The organism is Acinetobacter nosocomialis NIPH 2119 (assembly GCF_000368085.1).
Lineage (GTDB): Bacteria > Pseudomonadota > Gammaproteobacteria > Pseudomonadales > Moraxellaceae > Acinetobacter > Acinetobacter nosocomialis.
Window position 1 is genome coordinate 1341411 of the sequence record NZ_KB849239.1, and the last position, 23760, is coordinate 1365170.

Annotated in this window: 25 protein-coding genes; 10 read left to right on the plus strand and 15 right to left on the minus strand. The window is 37.3% G+C overall.

The features are described from left to right. Window positions 1–5 precede the first annotated feature (5 nt). The 12 genes from F984_RS10290 to F984_RS10345 form a co-directional block, all read right to left on the minus strand. Window positions 6–347, minus strand: coding sequence for a PilZ domain-containing protein (locus F984_RS10290; protein ID WP_001183024.1), 342 nt, complete (start codon window positions 345–347; stop codon window positions 6–8). A 12-nt stretch (window positions 348–359) separates the two neighbouring features. Then, on the minus strand, window positions 360–1340 hold the full coding sequence (locus tag F984_RS10295) for a DNA polymerase III, delta' subunit (RefSeq protein WP_004709118.1): 981 nt from the start codon (window positions 1338–1340) through the stop codon (window positions 360–362). A gap of 11 nt (window positions 1341–1351) precedes the next feature. Then, complete coding sequence (gene kdsB, locus F984_RS10300; protein WP_004709120.1) at window positions 1352–2113, minus strand: 3-deoxy-manno-octulosonate cytidylyltransferase; 762 nt, start codon at window positions 2111–2113, stop codon at window positions 1352–1354. A gap of 9 nt (window positions 2114–2122) precedes the next feature. Next, window positions 2123–3133: a tetraacyldisaccharide 4'-kinase gene (lpxK, locus tag F984_RS10305; RefSeq protein ID WP_004709122.1), complete on the minus strand. Its 1011-nt coding sequence runs from the start codon at window positions 3131–3133 to the stop codon at window positions 2123–2125. Window positions 3134–3135: 2 nt separating this feature from the next. Next, window positions 3136–4863, minus strand: a complete 1728-nt coding sequence (gene msbA, locus F984_RS10310) for a lipid A export permease/ATP-binding protein MsbA (protein WP_004709124.1) — start codon at window positions 4861–4863, stop codon at window positions 3136–3138. Beyond that, on the minus strand, window positions 4860–5288 hold the full coding sequence (locus tag F984_RS10315) for an ExbD/TolR family protein (protein WP_004709125.1): 429 nt from the start codon (window positions 5286–5288) through the stop codon (window positions 4860–4862). The genes msbA and F984_RS10315 overlap by 4 nt, the downstream gene beginning before the upstream one ends. 15 nt (window positions 5289–5303) lie before the next feature. Further along, on the minus strand, window positions 5304–5939 hold the full coding sequence (locus tag F984_RS10320) for a MotA/TolQ/ExbB proton channel family protein (RefSeq protein ID WP_004709127.1): 636 nt from the start codon (window positions 5937–5939) through the stop codon (window positions 5304–5306). 49 nt (window positions 5940–5988) lie between these two features. Then, window positions 5989–6876: a ParB/RepB/Spo0J family partition protein gene (locus F984_RS10325; RefSeq protein ID WP_004709129.1), complete on the minus strand. Its 888-nt coding sequence runs from the start codon at window positions 6874–6876 to the stop codon at window positions 5989–5991. After that, the gene (locus F984_RS10330) at window positions 6873–7655 is read right to left on the minus strand and encodes a ParA family protein (protein ID WP_002050124.1); all 783 of its coding nucleotides are present in this window, start codon (window positions 7653–7655) and stop codon (window positions 6873–6875) included. The genes F984_RS10325 and F984_RS10330 overlap by 4 nt, the downstream gene beginning before the upstream one ends. A gap of 21 nt (window positions 7656–7676) precedes the next feature. Further along, a complete protein-coding gene (gene rsmG, locus F984_RS10335; protein WP_004709131.1) occupies window positions 7677–8309 on the minus strand; it encodes a 16S rRNA (guanine(527)-N(7))-methyltransferase RsmG in 633 nt (210 codons plus the stop codon). A gap of 87 nt (window positions 8310–8396) precedes the next feature. After that, the gene (murU, locus tag F984_RS10340; RefSeq protein WP_004709133.1) at window positions 8397–9086 is read right to left on the minus strand and encodes an N-acetylmuramate alpha-1-phosphate uridylyltransferase MurU; all 690 of its coding nucleotides are present in this window, start codon (window positions 9084–9086) and stop codon (window positions 8397–8399) included. After that, a complete protein-coding gene (locus F984_RS10345; RefSeq protein WP_004709136.1) occupies window positions 9086–10099 on the minus strand; it encodes an aminoglycoside phosphotransferase family protein in 1014 nt (337 codons plus the stop codon). The genes murU and F984_RS10345 overlap by 1 nt, the downstream gene beginning before the upstream one ends. Before the next feature lie 120 nt (window positions 10100–10219). On the opposite strand from F984_RS10345, the gene F984_RS10350 reads away from it, so the two are divergent. Next, window positions 10220–12673, plus strand: coding sequence for an LPS-assembly protein LptD (locus tag F984_RS10350; protein WP_004709137.1), 2454 nt, complete (start codon window positions 10220–10222; stop codon window positions 12671–12673). Continuing rightward, window positions 12673–13983 carry a peptidylprolyl isomerase gene (locus F984_RS10355; protein WP_002050186.1) on the plus strand — a complete coding sequence of 437 codons (1311 nt, stop codon included), beginning with the start codon at window positions 12673–12675 and terminating at the stop codon, window positions 13981–13983. Before F984_RS10350 ends, F984_RS10355 begins: the two co-directional genes overlap by 1 nt. Before the next feature lie 119 nt (window positions 13984–14102). Here the strand turns inward: F984_RS10355 and fba are convergent, their stop codons facing one another. The 3 genes from fba to F984_RS10370 all read right to left on the minus strand — a co-directional run bounded on the left by fba (window position 14103) and on the right by F984_RS10370 (window position 16812). After that, window positions 14103–15140, minus strand: a complete 1038-nt coding sequence (gene fba, locus F984_RS10360) for a class II fructose-bisphosphate aldolase (protein WP_002049840.1) — start codon at window positions 15138–15140, stop codon at window positions 14103–14105. Between the two features lie 121 nt (window positions 15141–15261). Further along, the gene (locus F984_RS10365) at window positions 15262–15504 is read right to left on the minus strand and encodes a hypothetical protein (RefSeq protein ID WP_002050198.1); all 243 of its coding nucleotides are present in this window, start codon (window positions 15502–15504) and stop codon (window positions 15262–15264) included. A gap of 120 nt (window positions 15505–15624) precedes the next feature. Further along, window positions 15625–16812: a phosphoglycerate kinase gene (locus F984_RS10370; RefSeq protein ID WP_002049932.1), complete on the minus strand. Its 1188-nt coding sequence runs from the start codon at window positions 16810–16812 to the stop codon at window positions 15625–15627. A gap of 138 nt (window positions 16813–16950) precedes the next feature. On the opposite strand from F984_RS10370, the gene F984_RS10375 reads away from it, so the two are divergent. From F984_RS10375 to F984_RS10410, 8 genes are all read left to right on the plus strand, one after another. After that, entirely contained in the window at window positions 16951–17334 is a 384-nt protein-coding gene (locus tag F984_RS10375; RefSeq protein WP_002050020.1) for a DUF2237 family protein, read from the plus strand. Next, complete coding sequence (locus F984_RS10380; RefSeq protein ID WP_004709142.1) at window positions 17334–17927, plus strand: Maf family protein; 594 nt, start codon at window positions 17334–17336, stop codon at window positions 17925–17927. Before F984_RS10375 ends, F984_RS10380 begins: the two co-directional genes overlap by 1 nt. A gap of 30 nt (window positions 17928–17957) precedes the next feature. Then, entirely contained in the window at window positions 17958–19121 is a 1164-nt protein-coding gene (locus tag F984_RS10385) for a ribosomal protein uL16 3-hydroxylase (RefSeq protein WP_004709144.1), read from the plus strand. 360 nt (window positions 19122–19481) lie between these two features. Continuing rightward, complete coding sequence (locus tag F984_RS10390) at window positions 19482–20048, plus strand: TetR/AcrR family transcriptional regulator (protein WP_004709146.1); 567 nt, start codon at window positions 19482–19484, stop codon at window positions 20046–20048. 475 nt (window positions 20049–20523) lie between these two features. Beyond that, the gene (locus F984_RS10395; RefSeq protein ID WP_002050127.1) at window positions 20524–20832 is read left to right on the plus strand and encodes an ArsR/SmtB family transcription factor; all 309 of its coding nucleotides are present in this window, start codon (window positions 20524–20526) and stop codon (window positions 20830–20832) included. A gap of 419 nt (window positions 20833–21251) precedes the next feature. After that, window positions 21252–22454 carry a serine/threonine transporter SstT gene (gene sstT, locus F984_RS10400; RefSeq protein WP_002050031.1) on the plus strand — a complete coding sequence of 401 codons (1203 nt, stop codon included), beginning with the start codon at window positions 21252–21254 and terminating at the stop codon, window positions 22452–22454. Between the two features lie 5 nt (window positions 22455–22459). Beyond that, entirely contained in the window at window positions 22460–23140 is a 681-nt protein-coding gene (locus F984_RS10405; RefSeq protein ID WP_004709149.1) for a YoaK family protein, read from the plus strand. 3 nt (window positions 23141–23143) lie between these two features. Next, a complete protein-coding gene (locus tag F984_RS10410; RefSeq protein WP_002050144.1) occupies window positions 23144–23680 on the plus strand; it encodes a DUF2058 domain-containing protein in 537 nt (178 codons plus the stop codon). Window positions 23681–23760 lie beyond the last annotated feature (80 nt).

Consider the following 23760-nt stretch of genomic DNA (forward strand, 5'->3'; position numbering starts at 1 on the left):
TCTGCTTACATAGTATAACTTGGACGATCTAAAGACATACTACCAGCTAAAATCCGTTCAGCCTCAGCTTTATAGTAAATGCCTTTATCACCACTTAATTGGATTGCGAAGCCTTGAGGCTTAAAACCACTTTGCTTATGTGAAATCCACACTACTTTACCAGTTAAAGGGATTTTTTGTGATTGTTCTGGTAACGTAGCTAAAATAAAAATTTCTTGCCCCATCTTCACCTTTTGCTTCGATGGCACAAATAAGCCCCCACCTTGTACGTACCCCATATAGCTTGCTTGTAAGGTTGCTCTATCAGGAATATTGACCTGAATAATTCCACCCATTTGTGGTTGCATTATAATTTCCCCTTAAACGTTCATTAATTTTATAAAAAGTTGATCTATGATGAGTTGTGTTTGTACATTTTGTTCAACTAATCTTTTAGATTGCTGCAATTCCTCATAAAGACTGAATAAGCTCTCTAAATTATAGTTTTGCGCCAATTGATCGTACTGTAAATCTATATTTTTCTGTGGTTGATTGAGCTTGACACAAATTAAATCTCCTAACAAGTATTCAAGAAGCATCATAAAATCACTAAAGTTAAGCTCTTTTTGCCATTTAACCGAATAAAATAAAGGCATGTTTTTTTGATTAACTACCTTAGTCCAGTCTTCTAAAAAGGACTGTCTTTTCGCAAACCAATCACTCGTGGCAATTTCAACTGCTTGCAAAGGCATATCATTAGAAAGACCTAACAATAATTCAGGTGGCACTGACGCAATTTCAGCCAAATGCTCATTTAGATAAGATGTTGCCTGCTCATATGAAATACGGTCTAAAGCAAAATGCTGTAAGCGACTTCGAATGGTAGCTGGTAATTTCAAATAGTGATCAGCCAACAAAATTAAAACAACACGCTCACCGGGTTCTTCTAAAGTTTTTAACAGCGCATTTGATGATGCAAGATTTAAAGCTTCGGCTGGTTCAATAACAATAACACGCCATCCTTCACCAGTTTGCTGGACAAATGGCAATAGATCTCGAATTTTTTCTATTTTAATTTTTGCATTCTGTTTTTTATTTTCTTCATCAGTCGTGATATGAACATAGTTCGGGTGCGTGTCTGATTTTAACCATTGACAGCTACTACACTCACCACAAGCCCCCTGAGGCTGTTTATTTAAACAAAGGACCCATGCTAAAAAATGCTTGGCAAAAGCATGCTTACCACAACCTTGTTTACCATAAAATAATAAGCCATGCCCAATATTAGGAAAACGTGTTGTTAACGTTTCCCACATTGTCTGTTGCCACGGATAAACCTTAGAAGTCACATTCTGATTCATTAAATTAACACTTACTCAAAAGACTCAACAGGCAAATTATTTAGACGGTCAAGATCGGCTTGGGTATCAACACCCGGCGGTAAATTTGCTTCTGCTACAGCAATAGCAATACGGTGCCCGTTTTCTAAAACACGTAATTGCTCAAGACTTTCCAACTTTTCAAGTTTACCCATGTCCCATGTAACATATTCTTGTAACAAGTTCACACGATAAGCATATAAACCTAAATGACGAAATGCTTGAGTATGTAAAGTTGCTTCAGCTTGTTTAGCACCATCTCGATCATAAGGAATAGTTGCACGACTAAAATATAAAGCTTCATTTTGATTAGACATAACCACTTTCACAATGCTATCACGCTGAAATTCATCCAATGCATGAATAGGCTCACATAATGTAGACATTGAGCAATTTGGTTTGTCAACCAGAAGCTTGGCAACCTGTTGAACAAGTTGAGCTGGTAGTAAAGGCTCGTCACCTTGTACATTTACAATAATGTCATCAGCATTCCATCCTTTAATACGAGCAACTTCGCTTAAACGATCTGTCCCCGATGGATGGTCAGCACTTGTTAAAACCACATCAACACCCTCTGCACGGCATATTTCAGCAATACGCTCGTCGTCAGTTGCTACACATAAATCATCGAAGCCTTCAACTTTCTTTGCCTGATCTACGACACGTAAAATCATAGGACGATCATGAATAAGTAACAATGGCTTACCTGGCAAACGCGAACTTGAGAAGCGTGCTGGAATAACGATGTGTTTCATTTTTTCTTCCTAAGATATTTGAATATCAAGCTTTTGCAATTGCTGATTTAAAACCTGATAGCACTCTGCAGACAAAACTGCTTTAACAGGTACGACCCAAATAGGCCGTTTAAATTCTGGATACTTTTCAAGTAAAGGTAACAACTTAACCGCATCTTTTTCAGTCGTAATGATAGGCTGATCATCATTAAATACAAGGTCATCAATAACGTAATCATGATGATCACGAAAAGCATGCTCTTGAAATTGATTTACACCTAAACCTTTAAGTGTTTGGTAAAAGCGCTGAGGAAAACCAATACCCACTACTGCATGGTAATTATTTTGTGTATTGAATGATAATTCAATTGCTGAAGAAGGATTCAATAAGTAAGGATGCCCCGCTTCTAGATGCATATGCATTGCTGTTGAAGGGGCAAATGTATGTTCGATTACTGTACCCGTTTTTAAACGTTCAGCAGGTTCACGCAAATAGCCTTCTGGTAATAACTTTCTATTTCCAAGTCCACGATTTTGATCAAGCACAATCCATTCTATTTGACGACCTAAAGCCCAGTGTTGTAATCCATCATCACTAATAATTAAATCTAGTTTTGTGAATGCTAATAATAACTCGATTGCAGCCTGTCTATTCGGTCCTACTGCCATAGGCACACCAGTTGACTGTACAATCAAAGCAGGCTCATCCCCTGCTTCAGCTGCCTGACTGGCCGATGTTACCAACATAGGAAAAGGACCAGCTCCACCATAACCGCGACTAATTACGCCTACTTTTACATTATGCTGTTTTAAGTAATTGACTAGTTCTATTAATAATGGAGTTTTGCCACTACCACCTACTGTAATATTGCCAATTACCATGACTGGTAGAGGTGCACTATAGGTTTTTTTTAAACCTGAATTATAAAAATAACGATTCAATAAAAACCCAGCACGATACAAACATGACAACGGACGCAAAACAATCAACCAACTTGATTGCTTATTCCATGCATTTTGTATCAGCTGGGCCAAAGACATGCTTAGTTGTCCTCAAAATTACGCTGATGTAATTGATAATAAGCACCATGCTTAGCAAGTAATTCTTGATGGGTGCCTTGCTCAACAATTTGTCCACGATCTAATACAACAATACGATCTGCATTTTCAATTGTAGATAAACGATGTGCAATCACAATCGTTGTACGGTCTTGCATCGCCTCATCAAATGCTTGCTGAATAAAATGTTCAGATTCATTATCAAGCGCACTTGTCGCTTCATCTAAAATAAGAATTGGTGCATTTTTCAAAATTGCACGAGCAATTGCTATACGTTGACGTTGACCACCAGATAAGTTTAGACCTTGTGCACCTAAAACAGTATCGTAACCATTTGGTAAGTTCATAATAAAGTCATGGGCGTAAGCAGCTTTTGCGGCTGCGATAACCTCTTCATCACTTGCATTATATAACTGACCATAAGCGATGTTTTCACGTACGGTCCGGTTAAACAAAACAACTTGCTGATTAACCATTGCAATTTGTGTGCGCAAACTTGAAAGTTCTATATCACGTATTGGTAAGTCATCTAAATAAATTTGACCACTTGAGACTTCTTGAAAACGTACCAACATATTCACTAATGAAGTTTTACCAGCACCCGAGCGCCCTACCAATGCAACTGTCTCACCTGGGCGAATATTTAAAGAAAAGTCTTTAATCGCCTGAGTACCATCAGCATAGTTAAGCACAACATGATCAAAACGAATTGCACCTTGCAATTGAGGTTTAAGTTGACCGGTATTTTCTTCTTCAGGTAAATCTAATAATTCGAAAACTGAATGTGCTGCCGCTAAACCACGCTGCAACTTTTCATTAATATCAGTTAAGTTTTTAACAGGTTTAGAAAGAAGTCCTGCTGCTGTAATATACGCAACAAACTCACCAGCACTGGTATTTCCTAAAATTTGTGGTCTTAAGGCTAACCATACAATAAGAGCCATTGCACAAGCCATTACAACTTGAACAACAGGACTATTTAGGTTTTGTACAATCACCATTTTTAAACCGCGTTTTAAGTTCTCTTCAGACGACTTATAAAAACGCTCTTGTTCTGAGTCTTCACCAGCGAAACTTTTAACAACTGCATTACCACTAATACTTTCTTGTACGACATGGTTAACATCGCCCATAGTGTCTTGGACTTGCAGTGAAAGTTTACGCATTCTTTTTGATGCTTTGCGCACCAAAACCCCAATAATAGGTAAGAACACCATAATACAAAGGGTCAAACGCCAATTTGTATAAAACAAATAACCTAGCAGCCCCAATGTAATCATACCATCACGAACAATGGTTTTTAATGATTCAGATGAAGCAGCTGTGAGTTGCTCAACGTTATACATAATTTTAGCTGTAATATGTCCCGAAGAGTTATCGAGATAATATTGAGCCGGCAGTCTTAAAAGCTTTGCATAAACTTCTTGGCGAATACTAAAAACTAAACTACGGGAGATAACAGCAGTATAGTAGCCGCCCATAAATAGGCCTAAGCCACGGAAAAATACTAATAAAATGATTAATAAAGGGAACCAGTCTAGATCCGCTCTACTCGCATTTTGAATGGCATCAATAATAAATTTAATGAGCTTAGCAACAGAAACCTCTGTTGCTGAGTTCATACCGAATCCGATAAGAACTAATAAGGCCACGCCCCAATAAGGTTTTAAATAGGATATGAGACGCAAATAAACCTTAAAATCTTGATTCACTCAGAAAAACCTCTAGAAGGAACTTTGGTACTAATATTGATGTTAACAAAACCGAGTTGTCCTGCTACATCCATAACACGAATAACATCCTGATGAGACGCTTTTGCATCTGCAGCGATGATAAACATAAAATCACGGCTCTCTTGAGCAATTTGCTTAATTGCAGTGCTCAAATCAGCGACTTCCTTGGTAGACAATGCTTGACCATTGACAGCGTAATGACCGCTAGAGTCTACCACGACTTCAATTTTATGATCGTACTGTTTTGGTGGGACGCCTTGTGCATCTGGTAAAGTTAGATTGATGCGACTTGGCTGATTAAAAGTGGTAGATAACAATAAAAACACCAGAATGAACAATAAACAATCAATCATGGGCGTTAGATTGATATGAATGTCTTCAACTTGAGAACGTTTAAACTTCATATTGCTATCTACCCATCAACCAACACGGCGATGTTCTTGCACAACAGAAGAACGTTTATAAAACAATGATGCATGAAAGAGTGTAGATTGTTGCTCTAACTCCGCAATGTAATTTTGCACCACTCTCTGAAAATAACGATAAGAAATAAGTGCAGGAATTGCAATGAGCATTCCAACCGCTGTCGTGATCAAGGCCTTTGAAATACCAGGAATCATTAAGCTTGGACTACCTGCCGAACCAAAATCAATCACGAGAAAAGACTCAATAATCCCTACAACTGTTCCAAGTAACCCAAGCAAAGGTGCTATAGCACTTAAAGTTCCCAAGAAGTTAATATTTTTTTCTAAATAAGAAATTTCTTGAGAAGCCATTGCTTCCATTTGAGCCCGAGCAAATTGCTCTCCATGCTCCTGATGCTCAAAACCAGCTTTTAGAATATTTCCTAATGCTGTACTTGAGGCATTAGTATCTTGCTCCAAATTTGTGATGATATGAGAAATATCTGCACTACCATCACTCATCAGTGCTTTAGGCAAAACTTGTGAACGTCTCAAACGTATAAAACGTTCAATACTAATAGCGACCGTTAAAATTGAACACAAAATTAAAGGCAGCATTAACCAGCCGCCCGCTTTCACAAGTTCCCACATATTTTCTTCCCCAAGAATATAAATTAGAAATATATGACCTAACTTAGAATTAATCTGGCAAACAAATATTCAAAATACCATCTAACTCATCGAGTGAATGATAATGAATAACAAGTTTCCCTTTACCTTTCTGGTTATGATCAATTTTAACATTGGCACCAAAACGTTCCGATAATTTCTGAGTTAATTGCTCAATGTCTGGTGCAACAGGAGTTTTTTCCTTTTCCTGTTTAGGTTCGTTCCAATCACGTACTAATTGCTCAGTTTGACGAACGGATAATCCCTTTTCAATGACAATTTTAGCTACTTCAAGTTGCTCTTTACCTTTTAAAGTCAAGATGGCACGAGCATGGCCCATATCAAGCTGGCCTTGTTGCATAAATTCTTTAATGTCATCAGCCAAACTTAATAGACGCAACAAGTTACTGACCGTTGTTCTCGCCTTACCTACAGTATCGGCAATTTCCTGATGACTTAAACCAAATTCATCATGAAAACGTTGTAATGCCAAGGCTTGATCAATTGGATTTAAATCTTGACGCTGAATATTCTCAATAAGTGCTAAAGCTATTGCGACCTGATCATTTAAATCACGAACAATTGCTGGAATTTCAGTTAAACCGGCAATTTGTGCTGCACGCCAACGACGCTCACCTGCAATAATTTCGTAAGGATGAGCTTCATCATCTACAGGACGGATAACAATTGGTTGCATTACCCCATGTTTTTCAATAGAGGATGCCAATTCTTGTAAGTCATGTTCATGGATAAAACGACGTGGCTGATATTCACCTCGCTTCAACAAATTCACATCAATTTGCTTTAACTGACCATGATCAAGTGCTTGAGCTTCTAATTGTAATTTTTCTTTTTGAATTGAACCAAGTAATGCATCTAAACCACGCCCTTTCGCCAATCCGCGTTTTTTGATGCTCATACTTTACTTCCTTTCTTTACTTTACTTTTCTTTAACATCTCAGCTGCAAGATTTAAGTATGCAACTGCACCCTTTGAACTCTTTTCAAAATAAATCACTGGCAAACCATGCGCTGGCGCTTCAGCCAAACGAACATTACGTGGGATCACAGTGTCATAGAGCTTCTTACCAAAATACTGTTCCAACTCAGCTGATACATCACGAGTTAAGGCATTACGTGCGTCGTACATCGTACGTAAAACACCGATAATTTCTAAATCAGGATTTAATGCTTTTTGAATACGATCGATTGTTTGGGTTAAATCAGCCAAACCTTCCAATGCATAGTACTCACATTGCATAGGAATGATTACACTATCTACGGCAGCCAAGGCATTTACCGTAATTAAACTTAAGCTAGGGGCACAGTCAACAATAATATAGTCAAAAGAATTTCTAATTTCGTTCAGAGCATTCTTTAAAATGAACTCACGACCTTCTTGTTCGGCAATTGCCAGTTCAACACCTGAAAGCTCACGGTTTGAACCCAAAACTTTATATCCAACCTCTGCCTTTTGAATTGCAGTTTCAATTGGCACTTCACCCAATAACACATCTGTGATTGAGTAAAGTAGATCATTCTTTTGAATACCAGACCCCATCGTAGCATTACCTTGCGAATCTATATCAACAAGTAATACACGTTTTTTCAATACAGCAAGTGATGCTGCAAGATTTACTGCAGTCGTTGTTTTACCAACACCACCTTTTTGGTTTGCAATCGCAATAATTTGAGCCATGGTAACCCTAATACTTTTTATTTAAATTCGTTGAAGTAAAAGTAAATGACGTTGTTCATCAAGTCTTGGTACATGCAGTTCAATCACTTTACATGAAAATTCCTGCTTAAGCTCTTCCATTTCTTCAACTGGAATCAATCCTTTCATCGCAGCAATTATACTATGCTCATGTAAATATGGACGTGCAGCATCAACAAAATCAGTTAAAGATGCAAATGCACGACTTGTGATCACATCAAATTGACCAAGCTCATCAATTGTATCTTGATTTTCAACACGCGTTTGCACAGCTACTACGTTTTTAAGCTTAAGGTCAGCAATAAACTGTTTCAAAAAACGAATTTTCTTACCATTTGAGTCAAGCAATACACAAGAGCGCTCTGGTTGACATAAAGCAATGATCATGCCTGGCATACCACCACCAGTACCTACATCAAGCAATCGACCTGGTGGTAAATCTTTCAAAATACTTAGGCTATCTAACAAATGCTTCACTAACATTTCTTTCGGATCACGAATCGCTGTTAGATTATAAGCTTTGTTCCAAAGTACCAAAGCATCTTGATACTTTAACAATGATGTCAAAGCTTCATCGCTAAGCGACAAACCTAGTTTTTGACTACCCTGTTGTAACTCTTGAAAAAATGGATGCATAAACAGATAACATCTAAGTAAAATTTAAAACAAAGTATACCTATTTATGCATCGTGGAACACTATTTAACGATTAGGGATTACGCAGTTAATCGTAGAAGCCTTCACGAATTTGCAAATCTAGCTCCATTAAACGTTCAGGCGTTCCCACATCTACCCATGCACCCTTAAGCTTTTCAGCAGATATTCTTTGATTCTGCATCGCTTGCTTCAACAATGGTGCTAACGGACGTTTACCAGGCTCCAATCCATCAAAGAGCTTAGGATTGATAACAGATACACCACTAAAAGTGAGATTCTCACCCTTCACATCTTGATCGAATGCAAAAGCACGTCCATCCAATAATGTAAAATCGCCTTCAGGATGTTGTTTAGGATTATCAACCAACACAAGATGAGCTAAATCATCATTTAGCTGAATATCGCGTAGCGCTTCAAAACCCATTGTGGTCCATACATCACCATTCACCAGAATAAATGGATCTGTTCCAAGCAGTGGCAAAGCATTAATAATTCCACCAGCTGTTTCCAGCCCTTCTTCTTCTCGTGTCCAACGGATGTCCACACCAAATTGAGAACCATCGCCTAAGCTACTGATGAGCTTATCAGCCAACCAGGCAGAATTGATGACTATTTCAGTCACACCAATTTTCTTAAGTTTTTCGATATGCCACACAATAAGTGGCTTACCACCCACCTCAAGCAGAGGCTTTGGTGTATATAGCGTAAGTGGACGCATACGGTTGCCCAAGCCAGCAGCAAGAATCATTGCTTTCATTATGCTGCTACCTCATAGGGGCCATATTTTTCTATAAACTTAGGCATGACTGAGTTACGAATAAACGTCATGAAGTCATCAAGCTCATGATAACCACGACTCTCTTCAAGTAAATACCACATGACTCGCGGCAAGTCTTTTAAATATCCAGACTTACCATCTCGCTCAAACAGACGAACAAAAATGCCCAAAATCTTGATATGACGTTGAATTGCCATTAAATCGGCATCACGTTTAAATTGCTCAAAAGTTCGGTTTTGTTTAGCAGATGCTGGTAAAAGCTCATAGAAAACTTTAAACCATTGATAAACACGCTCAGCATTCCACTGTACATACGCATCACGTGTAATCGAGATTAAATCATAAGTGTCGGCACCAATAACCGCATCTTGAAAGTCGATTACCCCCAATTCTTCTTCATTAGTAATTTTCATTAAATTACGACTATGAAAATCACGATGCACAATAACTTGCGGTTGAGCCAATGCAGCATTGGCTAAGAAATCAAATGCATCATCAATAGTTTTCTTTTGCTCAGCCGATGGATGTATTCCAAGTGATGGCAACATCCAATCGGTTAGCAGCTGCATTTCAGACATAAGCTTTTCATAAGAATAAGCTGGGAAATGATCAATACCATTAATTGATTGCAAATGAGTGAGCTGTTTAAAGCTTTGTTCGTAATATTGATCAACTGTTGCATCATTTAATAATGTAGACAACAGTACATCACCAAAATCTTCTAGCAATAGAAAACCTTGTGTTAAATCCTTTGCAACAATCTGAGGCACGCGAACCCCATGACCTGCAAAAAACTCGTCAATGGTTACAAACGGAACACAGTCTTCTTTTTCAGGAGGCGCATCCATAAGCATATAAGTTTTATTTTGTAACTGGATGCGAGCATAACGGCGAAAGCTGGCATCCCCTGCTAAATAAGCGATCTGAAATTGATCATTTTCAAGAACAGATGTAAGCCATGTATGTATCAATTGTTCACGTTGTGTATTCATTTGCAATAAAATCTAAAACAAGCTGAGATTTTTGAAGGGTTAAGTGTAGCCACTTATAAACTTTTTCTCTATGATGCGACAATAATTAATTGTGAATTAGCATACTTGGTTAATGAGACAATGAAGCATCAGTTTAAATTTAATCCTTTAGCGACCGCTATTTTTACGCTCTTATGTGGCTCCATACAATCAAGTTATGCTGAGTCAGCTGGTGTTGTCTCCAACATAGACAATAATCAACTTAAGGCGAGTATTAAGGAAGCCTATCCTGGGCAGGAATTCTTTCAACAATATTATGTTGATAAATCTGCACCTGAAGCGCAGTTGCGCAATAATAAATATTTGAGTTCGGCATTTTGCCAAGGAACTTGGATTACACCGATTAATCCTGAAACTAAAGCATTAGATGCAGATAAGGCTACATCGGTTGTAACGGCGGATTATGGTCATTACAACCCTGCTGGCGATTCTGAGCTAGAAGGAAACGTAGTAATAGATCAAGAAGGTCGTACTGTACGTGCCGATAAAGTTACCATCGATAAAACTCAAACATTTGCTCATGCACAAGGTCGAGTGCAGTTAGCCCAAGGCGGCTTACTCTCTCAAAGTGATGAAATTAATTACAATTTAAAGACTCAAACTGGTGATTTAAATAATAGTTTTTATATTTCTGAACAGCAGCATGCACATGGTCACGCTGGAAAAATCGAGAGAACCTCTCCAAATGTAATGGTTCTTAACGATGCAAGCTATACCACTTGTCCACCAGGCCAAAAACCTGCTTGGAAAATTCAGGCTAATAAAATTGAGCTAAATCAGGAAACTGGTCGAGGCGTCACTCGCAATGCAAAAATCTATGTTAAAGATGTGCCAGTTATAGCAGTCCCTTACTTTAACTTCCCAATTGATGACCGTCGAACTACAGGTATTCTTAACCCACAGTTTGGTTTTTCAGGTTTCTCAAATAGTGGTGGTGGCGGTGAACTTTCTGTTCCAATTTATTTAAATCTTGCGCCTAATTATGATGCAACGATTACTCCACGATATCTATCAGAACGTGGAGCCATGCTCAAAGGTGAATTTCGCTATTTAACGGATGGCTTCGGTGCAGGGGTAATATCAGGCGGTATTCTTCCATCTGATAAAGAATATAACGATAAAGACCGTAAAGATTTTAATTTCCTCCACAACTGGAATATTAATGATCAATGGTCTACTAACCTTGAATATCACTATGCATCTGATAAAGATTATTTTGCAGACTTAGACAGCAGTCCAAACTCCAAAACCGATGTAAATCTACGAAGAGCTTGGGAACTCAACTATCAACATGGTATTCCGGGTTTAAAAGCTCAGCTTAAAGTTGAAGACTTCCAGACGCTCGATCCTTCAGTTTTGGATGCGAATAAACCTTATGCCCGTTTACCACAGTTCTTATTAAACTACGTAACTGGTAATCCACAAGGTCTACAGTACGAATTTAATAACGATACTGCATACTTTAAAAAATCAATTAATGATGGTTCTGCTCAGGAAAGTAGCGGTACACGTATTTATAACCAGTTTGCAACACGTTATAACTATCGTACACCAGCAGCTTTTGTTATTCCTGAAGTTTCTGTACGTTCTATCCAGACTTTTTATGACAAAGATAGCATTGCCTCACAAGGTTTAGATGCCAGTTCAGAGTCTAAATCAGTCGTCGTACCTCAGTTTACTTTAGATACTGGTCTTACTTTTGAACGTGATGGTAAATATCTTCAAACAATTACTCCACGTGCATTTTATGCCTATGCCCCTTATAAAGATCAGAATGGTTATCCAAACTTCGATTCAACCTCTGCTTCAGTTAACTACGATCAACTCTTCAACCCTTACCGCTTCTATGGGCATGACCGCCTTGAAGACAACAATTTCTTATCACTTGGTGTAAGTTATAGCCTTTTTGATACAGTAGGTTTAGAACGCTTACGTGCGAGTGTAGGTCAAAGCTATTATTTTGAAGATCGACGCGTAACTCTACAAAATCAACCTGATACATTTGATACCGAACGCAATACAGGACCAGTTGTAAGCTTAACAAGCCAACTTAACCAGAACTTTACGATTGCAGCAAATTCAGCTTGGATGTCAAACGGCGATAACGCACAGCGTGATTTCCAAGTTTACTACACGGGTGACAAAGGCAACCTATATAACTTAGGCTACTTCTATCGTAAAGATATCCCTGGTCGCCAAGATAACTATGACCAAGTTGTTGCATCGTTTATACAACCAATTAAAGACAACTGGCGTATTATGGGTCTTGTTCAATATGACATGGACAATGATGTGGCTCGTGAGCTGTTATTAGGTGTTAACTATGAATCATGTTGCTGGGGTATCTCAGTCTACGGTCGTTCTTACTATAACGACCTAGATGATCCAAAATCTCCTAATGTTAACGAGAAACGCGCGATTATGGCTGAAGTCACACTTAAAGGTTTAGGTGGTTTAAACAACAAACTTGCATCTATACTTGAAAATCGCGTTTTAGGTTTTAACAAAATTAATCAATCTTGGACACAACGTTAATGAAGGCAAAGCATCTTAAACAGTTTTTTAAAGCAACAACCCTTGCTGTATTAATATCTTCATCAATGCATAGTTTTGCCCAACCCACTGATGAAGTTGTGGCAATTGTGGACAATAGCGTAATTTTAAAAAGTGACCTTGAACAAGGAATGGCAGAAGCTACTCACGAGTTACAGGCACAAAAAAAAGAAGTACCACCTCAACAATACTTACAATTTCAAGTTTTAGACCAACTCATCTTACGTCAAGCTCAACTTGAACAAGTAAAACGTTATGGTATTAAACCTGATGAGAAAAGCCTAAACGAGGCAGTACTTAAAGTAGCAAGTCAATCTGGCAGTAAAAGTTTAGAAGCATTTCAACAAAAATTAGATGCGATTGCTCCAGGAACTTATGAAAATTTACGAGGCCGTATTGCCGAAGATTTAGCAATTAATCGTCTACGCCAACAGCAAGTGATGTCACGTATTAAGATTAGTGATCAAGATGTTGACAATTTCTTAAAATCACCACAGGGTCAAGCTGCTCTCGGCAATCAGGCACATGTGATCCATATGCGAATTTCTGGAGACAATCCTCAAGAAGTTCAAAGTGTAGCTAAAGAAGTTCGTTCAAAGCTGGCTCAAAGCAATGATTTAAATGCTCTCAAAAAACTTTCAACTGCGACAGTAAAAGTTGAAGGTGCAGACATGGGATTCCGTCCCCTTTCTGATATTCCGGCTGAACTCGCTGCCCGTATTACTCCCCTACAAGATGGTCAAACCACTGATCTAATTTCTGTACGAGATGGTGTACATGTTCTAAAACTCTTAGAACGCAAGCAAAATGAACAAAAAGCCTTAGTACCACAGTATCAAACACGCCATATTCTTATTCAGCCTTCCGAGGTAGTAAGTCCTGAAAATGCAAAACAAATCATTGATAGCATTTACAAGCGATTGAAGGCAGGTGAAGATTTTGCCACTCTTGCGGCAACTTATTCAAACGATACAGGTTCCGCGCGTGACGGTGGTAGTTTAGGCTGGGTTAATCCAGGAATGATGGTACCTGAGTTTGATAAAAAAATGCAGGAAATTCCTGTAGGTCAAATTAGTGAACCTTTCCAAACTCAATTTGGCTGGCATATTCTACAAGTGACAGACAAACGCGAAAAAGATATGACTCACGAATATCAAGAACGTATGGCACGTCAAATTTTAGGTGAACGTCAATTCAATACTGAAATTGATAGCTGGTTACGTGAAGTACGTGCAAATGCTTATGTAGAGATTAAAGATCCAAGTCTCGACAAAAAGAATCTGCAAAAGTAAGTTAATTTTTATTTAATTAAAACCTGTGTTTATCACAGGTTTTTTTATGGATAAGATTTAGATAATAAAAAACCGGTTATATAAATAACCGGTTTCCATAAATCAAACCCTATCGGGAATTATTTATAACGATCTACCATTTTCTCTAATGAAATTGGACGGATCTTGTCAGCATTACCTGCTGTACCAAAGGCTTCATAACGATCGATACAAATTTGTTTCATTGAATCGACAGTTTTAGCGAAGTACTTGCGTGGATCAAATTCAGCTGGATTCTCTGCCATGAAACGACGAATTGCACCTGTTGAAGCTAAGCGTAAGTCAGTATCAATATTGATTTTACGTACACCGTGTTTAATTGCTTCTACAAGCTGCTCAACTGGCACACCATAAGTCTCGCCGATATTGCCGCCAAACTCATTAATTACTTTTAACCATTCTTGTGGTACAGAGCTTGAACCGTGCATTACAAGATGAGTATTTGGCAACGCCGCATGAATTTCTTTAATGCGATCAATTGCTAGAATGTCACCTGTAGGTGGACGTGTAAATTTATAAGCACCATGTGAAGTACCTACAGCAATTGCTAAGGCATCAACATTTGTGTCAGCAACGAATTGCTTCGCTTCATCAACAGAAGTTAAAAGTTGAGAATGATCGAGTACACCTTCTGCACCAACACCATCCTCTTCTCCAGCCATACCTGTCTCAAGGCTACCTAAGCAACCGATTTCGCCTTCAACAGACACGCCACAAGCATGAGCCATTGCTACGACTTGACGAGTTACATCTACGTTGTAATCGTAAGTTGTAGGGGTTTTACCATCAGCACCTAATGAACCATCCATCATTACTGAGCTAAAACCAAGTTGAATAGAGCGTTGGCATACATCAGGGCTAGTACCATGGTCTTGGTGCATTACCACTGGAATGTGCGGCCACTCTTCGATTGCAGCCAAAATAAGATGGCGTAAGAATGGAGCGCCTGCATATTTGCGAGCTCCAGCTGATGCCTGAACAATTACAGGTGAATTGGTTGCATCTGCGGCAAGCATAATTGCACGCATTTGTTCTAAGTTATTTACGTTAAATGCTGGTACGCCGTAGTTATGTTCCGCAGCGTGATCCAAGAGCTGGCGCATTGAAATGAGTGCCATAATATCCTCCCAGGTAGTGCGGCTTATTCTACCTTGTCATTTATTTCAATTCAGCAACAAATCACAGTATTTCAAAAAAAATCCCTGCATTTGCAGGGACTTTTTAACAAAAAACAACAAATTAATGAGTTTCTGAAGCAGCCGACTCGTTAGACGCACTACCTTCAACCACATCTGTATTCTTTTCATCTAAAACTGGCTTATCAAGCGAATCAATTGTAGCTTGCTGTTCAGGAGTTACTTTATCAGAAACTGCTGTAGATGCTGCATCTTGTCCTGCTTTAGAAGACTCTTCTTTTTTCGCACAAGCAGTCAACATCACTGGAACAATTAATAAAGCAGCTAAGGTAAGTTTTAAATTCATCACTATTTTCCACAATTGGTGATTTAGTGCTCATTATTTTATTTCAGTAATATGACAATTTAATGACTTATCAATGAAAAAGGGGTTGAACCCAACCCCTTCTTTTTTTACATATATGTATTATGCACGTTCTAATAAAACAGCCACTGCTGGCAAAGTTTTACCTTCAACAAATTCAAGGAACGCACCACCACCAGTTGAAATATAACCAATTTGGTCAGCAACATTATATTTATCAATCGCAGCTAAAGTATCACCGCCACCAGCGATCGAGAATGCATCAGATTGAGCAACTGCAAGAGAAAGTGCCTTAGTACCTTCACCAAATTGATCAACTTCAAACACACCAACGGGACCATTCCAAAGAATCGTTTTTGATGTTGTTAAAATATTTGCAAATGCTTTAGCTGTTTCAGGACCAACATCTAAAATCATATCGTTTGCAGTTACATCCTCAACTTTTTTAACAACTGCTTGTGCAGCCGCCAAAGAACCCAAGAAATCTTCAAAGTTAATTTGAGATGCATCCGCTACAACAACATCTGTAGGAAGTGGAACGCTTACTTTAGCAGCAATTTGTTTTGCTGTTTCTACCAAGTCAGCTTCGTATAGAGATTTTCCAACGTTGTAACCAGCGGCCGCTAAGAAAGTATTTGCGATACCACCACCAACAATAAGTTGATCACAAATAGTAGACAATGAGTTTAAAACATCAAGTTTTGTTGAAACTTTAGAGCCAGCAACAATAGCAACCATTGGTTTTTCAGGTGTTTGCATTGCACGGCCAAGCGCATCTAATTCAGCAGCCAATAAAGGACCAGCAGCTGCAACTGGAGCAAAACGTGCTACGCCCTCAGTAGAAGCTTCTGCACGGTGAGCAGTACCGAATGCATCCATCACAAATACATCACATAAAGCAGCATACTTTTGTGCAAGCTCAGGATTATTTTTCTTTTCACCAGCGTTAAAACGAACATTTTCAAGCAAAACAACTTGTCCAGCCTGAACTTCTACACCATCAAGATAATCAGTAAATAATTTAACTTCTTGGCCTAATGCTTCAGTTAAATATGCTGCAACTGGTGCAAGTGATTGTTCAGGCTTTGGCTCACCTTCAACAGGACGACCTAAATGCGAAAATACCATTACAGCAGCGCCTTTTTCTAAAGCAGCTTTTATTGTTGGAAGTGCCGCACGTAAACGAGCATCGCTGGTAATCACACCATTTTTAACAGGAACGTTTAAATCTTCACGAATAAGTACACGTTTACCTGCTAAGTTAAGGTCAGTCATGCGCTGAAAATTCATGTAAAGCTCTCTTTATGATTTTAAAAACGCGCCAATTTTAAATGATTACATCAAAAAAGGTTAGTTTTTTTGCATAAAAGCTGTAGAAAGCCAAAGTTTTGATTATGATAGAGGTAGTAATTTAATATTTCATCGATTATGTCTATTCATCCCGATCCACAAATCAATCGTTTAAATGTTTTAGGTGAGCCTTTAGCGAGCTGTTGTTTTGATCCTATTACCGGATATTTTCGAAATGGTTTTTGCCATACAGCAGTAACAGATCTTGGGCAACACACTGTATGCGCTCAAATGACGTCTGACTTTTTAAATTTTTCGCAAAAAGTTGGCAACGATCTCATTACTCCTTTACCTGAAGCTGGCTTCCCTGGCCTACAGCCAGGTGACTTCTGGTGCATTTGTGTAACTCGTTGGGTAGAAGCATATCAAGCTGGTCAAGCTCCACCTGTCAAACTTCATGCCTGCCATCAAGCAGTATTAAGTTATGTCCCATTAGATGTATTAATGGAATACGCAGTGTAATGAAACACCCCCAAATTATTTTGGCATCGAGTAGTCAAACGCGTAAGGATTTGATGAATCGTTTGGGCATCGAATATATCTGTATCAGTCCAGATATTGATGAAAGTTCTCGTGGCGAGACTCATGCTGATGATTTAGCTAAAAGACTGGCTTTTACTAAAGCTCAGGTTATTGCTCAGAAAAATCCGGAAGCAATTGTAATTGGATCAGATCAGGTTGCATGGCGAGAACATGCACCTCATGATTTTATTGGCAAACCATTGACTATTGAAAATGCTAAAGCTCAGTTAAAAGCAAACTCAGCCAGAACAGTCTTTTTTAGTACAGCCTTAAGTGTTCAATGTCTTGAAAAAAACTTTGAACACACTCTAGTTGAACATTATCAAGTTAAATTTCGCAATTTAAGCGACTCAGAAATTGAAAGATATATCGATTTAGATCAACCCCTTCATTGTGCGGGAAGTTTTAAGTGTGAAAGTCTTGGCATTAGTTTATTTGAGAAAATGATAGGCCAAGATCAAACCACCCTAATGGGCTTACCCATGATTCAGCTCTGTCAGATTTTAAGACAGCTTGAACTTCAAATTCCTTAATATTTATTAGTTTATTTATAGGTTATCTCCATGACAGAACCTTTAACCGTTTTAGGCGGCATTACTGCTGAACAGTTTTTATCAGAATACTGGCAGAAAAAACCATTACTTGTGCGTAACGCCATGCCTGAAATCATTGGCGTGTTAGAGCCAAATGATGTGAAAGAATTCGCTTTAGAAGATCATGTTAGCGCACGTCTTATTCGTCAAAAAGACAAAAATCCAAATGAGTGGCACGTAAAGTCTTCTCCTCTAACTAAAGGTGACTTTCAAAAATTACCAAAGCTATGGACACTGTTAGTACAAGCAGTTGATCATTACTCATTCGATTTAGCGGAATTATGGAAGAAATTTCCTTTTATTCCTCAATGGCGTCGTGATGACATTATGGTTTCTTATGCACCTAAAGGCGGCTCAGTTGGAAAACATTTTGACTTTTATGATGTATTTCTTGTTCAAGGACATGGACACCGCCGTTGGCAATTAGGCCAAATGTGTGATGCAACCACTGAATTTGTTCCAAATCAACCATTAAAATTATTGCCAGACATAGATGTTCATTTTGACGAAGTTTTAGCTCCTGGTGACTTATTATATGTTCCACCTGGCTTAGCACATTATGGTGTTGCTGAAGATGATTGCTTAACTTTCTCGTTTGGTTTCCGTATGCCTAATATTTCTGGCATGATTGACAGAATTAGTGACCAATTTGCTACCGATGAATTACTACAGAACCCAGTCATAGATATTGCCCGAAAGAGTATTTCTCAAGTTGGTGAAATTAATACAGAAGAATTAGCATATTTAAGAGGATTGGTTTTAGCTCAATTGCAAAATTCATCAGTACTTGATGCTGCCATCATGGCATATATGACTGAACCTAAATATCCAGATAATATTCCTGAACCAGACGAGATAGAAGTTGAAGACCTCAATGCTATTTTGACAGAAGGTTATGAATTATTGCTAGAACCAGCCTCTCGCCTACTTTATACAGAACAAAATGGAGTTTTAAAGTTTTGGGGCAATGGAGAAGATTTAACAATAGTGGAATCTTTTGCCACTCAACTCAAAACAATAGCAGATGGAGAAAGTATTCCATTTAATAACCAGCTAAGCAATGTAGAGATTTTAGAAAATATTGTTCAATTATTGAATGATTCAATTCTTATGTTATTGCCACCGGCAGAATAATATCGACTAAATAGGTTAAAAGGAGAAAATTCTAAAATTTCTCCTTTTTTCTTTTATAAATACATGTTTAAATATACCAATCTATAAATCTATTTTGCGGTTACATTTCTATGGTTTAAAATTATTTTCTAAATTAAAAAATTATCTAGTAAATACGTCTAATTAAGACATAGAAATTTTTTCAGCAAATATAAAATATATACCTAGAGCATTATGCTTTGCCCTTCTATTGTTTTTAAAAAACCTATTTTTTTCTATCAATAACAATCAATACAATGTAAAATTGTGCGTTCTTGCTTTTTATTTATACACTCGACCATTTAGGCTAAGAGCAAATTTTTTGTGTGAGGCTACTAAAATATGTCAAAAAAAGATGACATTATTACCACTGCATTAAGACTTTTTAACTCATATAGTTATAACTCTATAGGGGTTGATCGTATCATCAGTGAGTCTGGTGTAGCAAAAATGACATTTTACAAATACTTCCCTTCCAAAGAGAAACTAATTGAAGAGTGTTTATTACTAAGAAACTCACTTTTACAAAATTCTCTTACTGCTGCTATATCTAAACAAGACGAAAATGATCCATTAGCCCGTATTAAGGCAATCTTTTTATGGTATGCAGATTGGTTTAATAGCGAAGATTTTAATGGCTGTATGTTTCAAAAAGCCTTAGAAGAAGTATTAAAGCAATACCCTTCAACTCACCAACCTGCGACTTTATACAAAATATGGTTGACTCAGTTAATGCAGGATCTTCTTGTTCAACATGAAATTGAGGAATCTCGTCCTTTAGCATTACTGTTAGTCAATATTTTAGAAGGTATGACCATTCAAGCTCAGGTTGAGCACGGCTCAGTAAAAATTAATGACTACTGGAAACGTGTAGAGAAGCTTATTGAGTTTGAAAAAGTTGCACAGTAAAAAATAAAGCGTGATATTATTCTTCTTATATTGTTGAATCTTCTTCTTATTCATCACGCTGCGTCTGAAAGTCATTCTAGCCTAGAGTTAGACGTTTTTTTTGGACTATCATCCCAAACTAGAATATACAGACCTGTCTGTACAGAATCAATTATATCTTTAAAAAGTAAAAACTCAATCTTTTTTTATTACCCTTTCATAGATAAATCAGAATTAACTATAGATAGAACTTAAAATAAGATTTTTTTCCTTTGACTTTGTTTCATTTATACTTAACAATTACGCTTCTCACACAATGCAACACTTTTGACACAAAACAACTACAAATTATTGTTATACCTTAATAATGTTATATATTTATCAATTACACTTATAAACCTTTTCAACAAAAACAATTGGATTGATTAGTTTTGCTACATTCATTTTCTTAAGATCAATCTATACTATGCCGGCCATATTGATATAGGTATAAAGTATGAAAGATGGACTCCAAATTGAAGAAATGAAAAATGCGGCTGATTCAGTCGTAGGCACATTAAAGTCTTTAGCTAACCCTGACCGTTTATTAATTTTATGTCACTTAGCTCATGAGGAGTTAAATGTCTCTCAAATCGAAGAGAAAACCCAAATCACCCAACCCACTCTTTCACAACAATTGATGATGTTACGTAAAAGTGATGTCGTTTCAACACGTCGTGATGGCAAACAAATTTTCTATTCTATAAAGGATGACAAGATGCACTCAATTTTGAATACGCTTTATCAGTTATACTGTATAGAATAACTGCGCTGAATTTATAAAATTATAATAATATTAATGTATTCCTGAAATATGCGATTTTTCAACTTGGTAGCTGGTAATAAACCGAGCAAAGAGGATTGAAAATTCGCGTAGTTTTTCAAGTATCTAAAGCTATTGAAAACAACAATACACTCTCTTATTTCTTTCTGTCTCACCCTCCACTATTTTTCAATAGGTTTTTAGACCACACAGTTAATTTTTTATTGACTGTTATATAAGCAGAATATCTTTTTAATTAATTTAATAATTTAATTTTACTATTTTAAAAACAAATACTTAATATTACCTTTTTTTATTAATCTAATTACTTGATATAAAAAAGCTTAAGATTCACATCACTTAAGTATAAAATACTCCGCTTGTTCAACCTTTAGCCATGAATAGGTTAATAAGGCCTTTATATGCTTGAATTCTTTTCTCGATTAAGCTTAGTCACCAAAATTATTATCGCCATTATTTTAGGAATAGGTGTTGCACTATTATTTCCAACCGTTACACCTTACTTAAGCTTGTTTGGTGAGCTGTTCATTAAAGCATTGAAATCGGTTGCTCCTATTTTAGTTTTCGTACTGGTTCTCTCATCTATTGCTAACTTTCAGGTTGGCCATAGTGCAAATTTACGACCAGTCTTACTATTATATGTAGTGGGTATGCTATTAGCTGCGTTTAGTGCCGTTGTTGCGAGCTTGTCTTTTCCAAGTACTCTTTATCTTAATACTGTTTCACATAACAACCTACAAGCGCCTGGTAGCCTCGCTGATATATTAAAAAATTTGCTTTTAAGTTTTATTGCAAACCCTGTTCAAGCAATTAGTGAAGCGAACTTTATTGGCATTCTGGCATGGGCAATTGGTCTAGGTTTAGCAATGCGTCATAGTTCAGATACGACTAAACAAGTGATGCATGATGTTTCACATGCTGTGAGTGCGATTATTCACAAAGTCATCGCATTTGCACCTGTAGGCATTTTCGGTTTAGTTGCAGTAACCTTTGCCGATGCTGGTTTAGCAACGCTTGAAAGTTATGCGCAATTATTAGCTGTTCTATTAGGAACAATGCTTTTTGTTGCTCTTGTAGTTAACCCAATTTTGGTAGGTTTAACAATTCGTGGCAATCCATACCCACTTGTTTTTAAATGCTTAAAAGAAAGTGGTATTACTGCATTCTTCACACGCAGCTCAGCAGCTAACATCCCAGTTAACCTTGATTTAGCTGAACGTTTAGGTGTTAATCCATCTACTGCAAGTGTTTCTATTCCTTTAGGTGCTACAGTTAATATGGCTGGAGCAGCTGTTACAATCACTGTGCTTACTTTAGCAACTGTGCATACATTGGGGATTCATGTTGATTTGGCAACTATGATTATTTTGTCAGTAGTCGCTACAGTTTCAGCATGTGGTGCGTCTGGTGTTGCCGGTGGTTCTTTACTTTTAATTCCAGTCGCTTGTAGTTTATTTGGTATTTCATCAGAAATTGCGATGCAAGTTGTTGCAGTTGGTATGATTATTAGTGTATTACAAGATTCAACCGAAACAGCTCTTAACTCATCAACTGATGTTTTATTTACTGCCGCTGTTGATATTCGCTCAAGACAAAACTCTTAGAGAACATGCCATTTCAACGTTTACCAAACTGGTTCCAAATGGGCGCCTTTTTACTGGCAATGAATGCCGGAATGATTAATGTATTAGGGTTAATCACCCTTTTACATCAATCGGTGTCGCATATGACAGGTAATGTCAGTATGTTAGCGATGAGTTTGGTAAACTGGCAGTTTGATCACGTCATATATTTGGTACTTGTTATACTATGTTATGTATGTGGATCATTTTATAGTGGTTTTATTTTAGGTAATAGCCATTTCAAATTAGGCCGTCGATATGGCCTCCCTTTAAGCTTAGTTGCCCTCTTTATTTTTCTTTGCTGGTTATTACTGCCTTATTTTCCCAAATATGGATTATTATGGGCTTGTGTCGCCATGGGTTTACAAAATGCCATGGTCAGCCATTATAAAGGGACCATTATTAGGACAACTCACTTATCGGGTGTCTTAACAGATCTTGGCCTTGCACTTGGTTACATAGCACGAGGTTTAAAAGTAGAAAACCGTCGTATTATTTTACATCTACTTATTTTTTCAGGTTTTCTTATTGGTGGTATAATTGCTGCTTCAGTTCACCCCTACTTAAAATTGCAATCATTTTTGCTACCAGCAATTTTAAGCTTAACACTCAGTATTTCGTATTGGGCTGTTTATTTTCATCGTTCTTCCTCTTCAGATTCGGATTAAGTCATGGTTAAAAATGCCTTACAAGCTCAGTTACTCAAAGCAGGTTTAGTTGACAATAAAAAAGCAAAAAAACTCACCAAACAAGCTCAGCATGAGCAGCGTACTGGTCAAAGCAATGAAGCAGAAATCAAAGCAAATATTGAAAAAGCTCAACAAGAAAAACTAGCAAAAGACCAAGCTTTAAATCTAGAAAAACAGCAACAACTCGAAGAAAAAGCATTAAAAGCTTCTATTATTCAAATGATTAAACAACACAAAATTGTAGATTTTGCTGGAGATGTGGCTTATCAATTTATTGATGAAAATAAAATTAAAAAGGTATATCTATCTCAACAAGTCTACAATGCCCTTGTTACAGGTAGTTTAGTAATTGCTAAAGATCAAGATCAATACGCTTATCTTCCAAAAGCTTTGGCCGAAAAAATTGATCAAAAAATGCAAGGCTTTATTTTAATTAATAATGCAGAGAAAAATGAACAAACTACTGACGAAGAAGATCCGTATGCAGCATATGTTATTCCAGATGACTTAATGTGGTAATTATTATGAGCCTTTATCAATTTTTAGATAAAGGCTCATGCTGCTTAGGCTAAATATCAGTATTTTATCATTTATTAAAA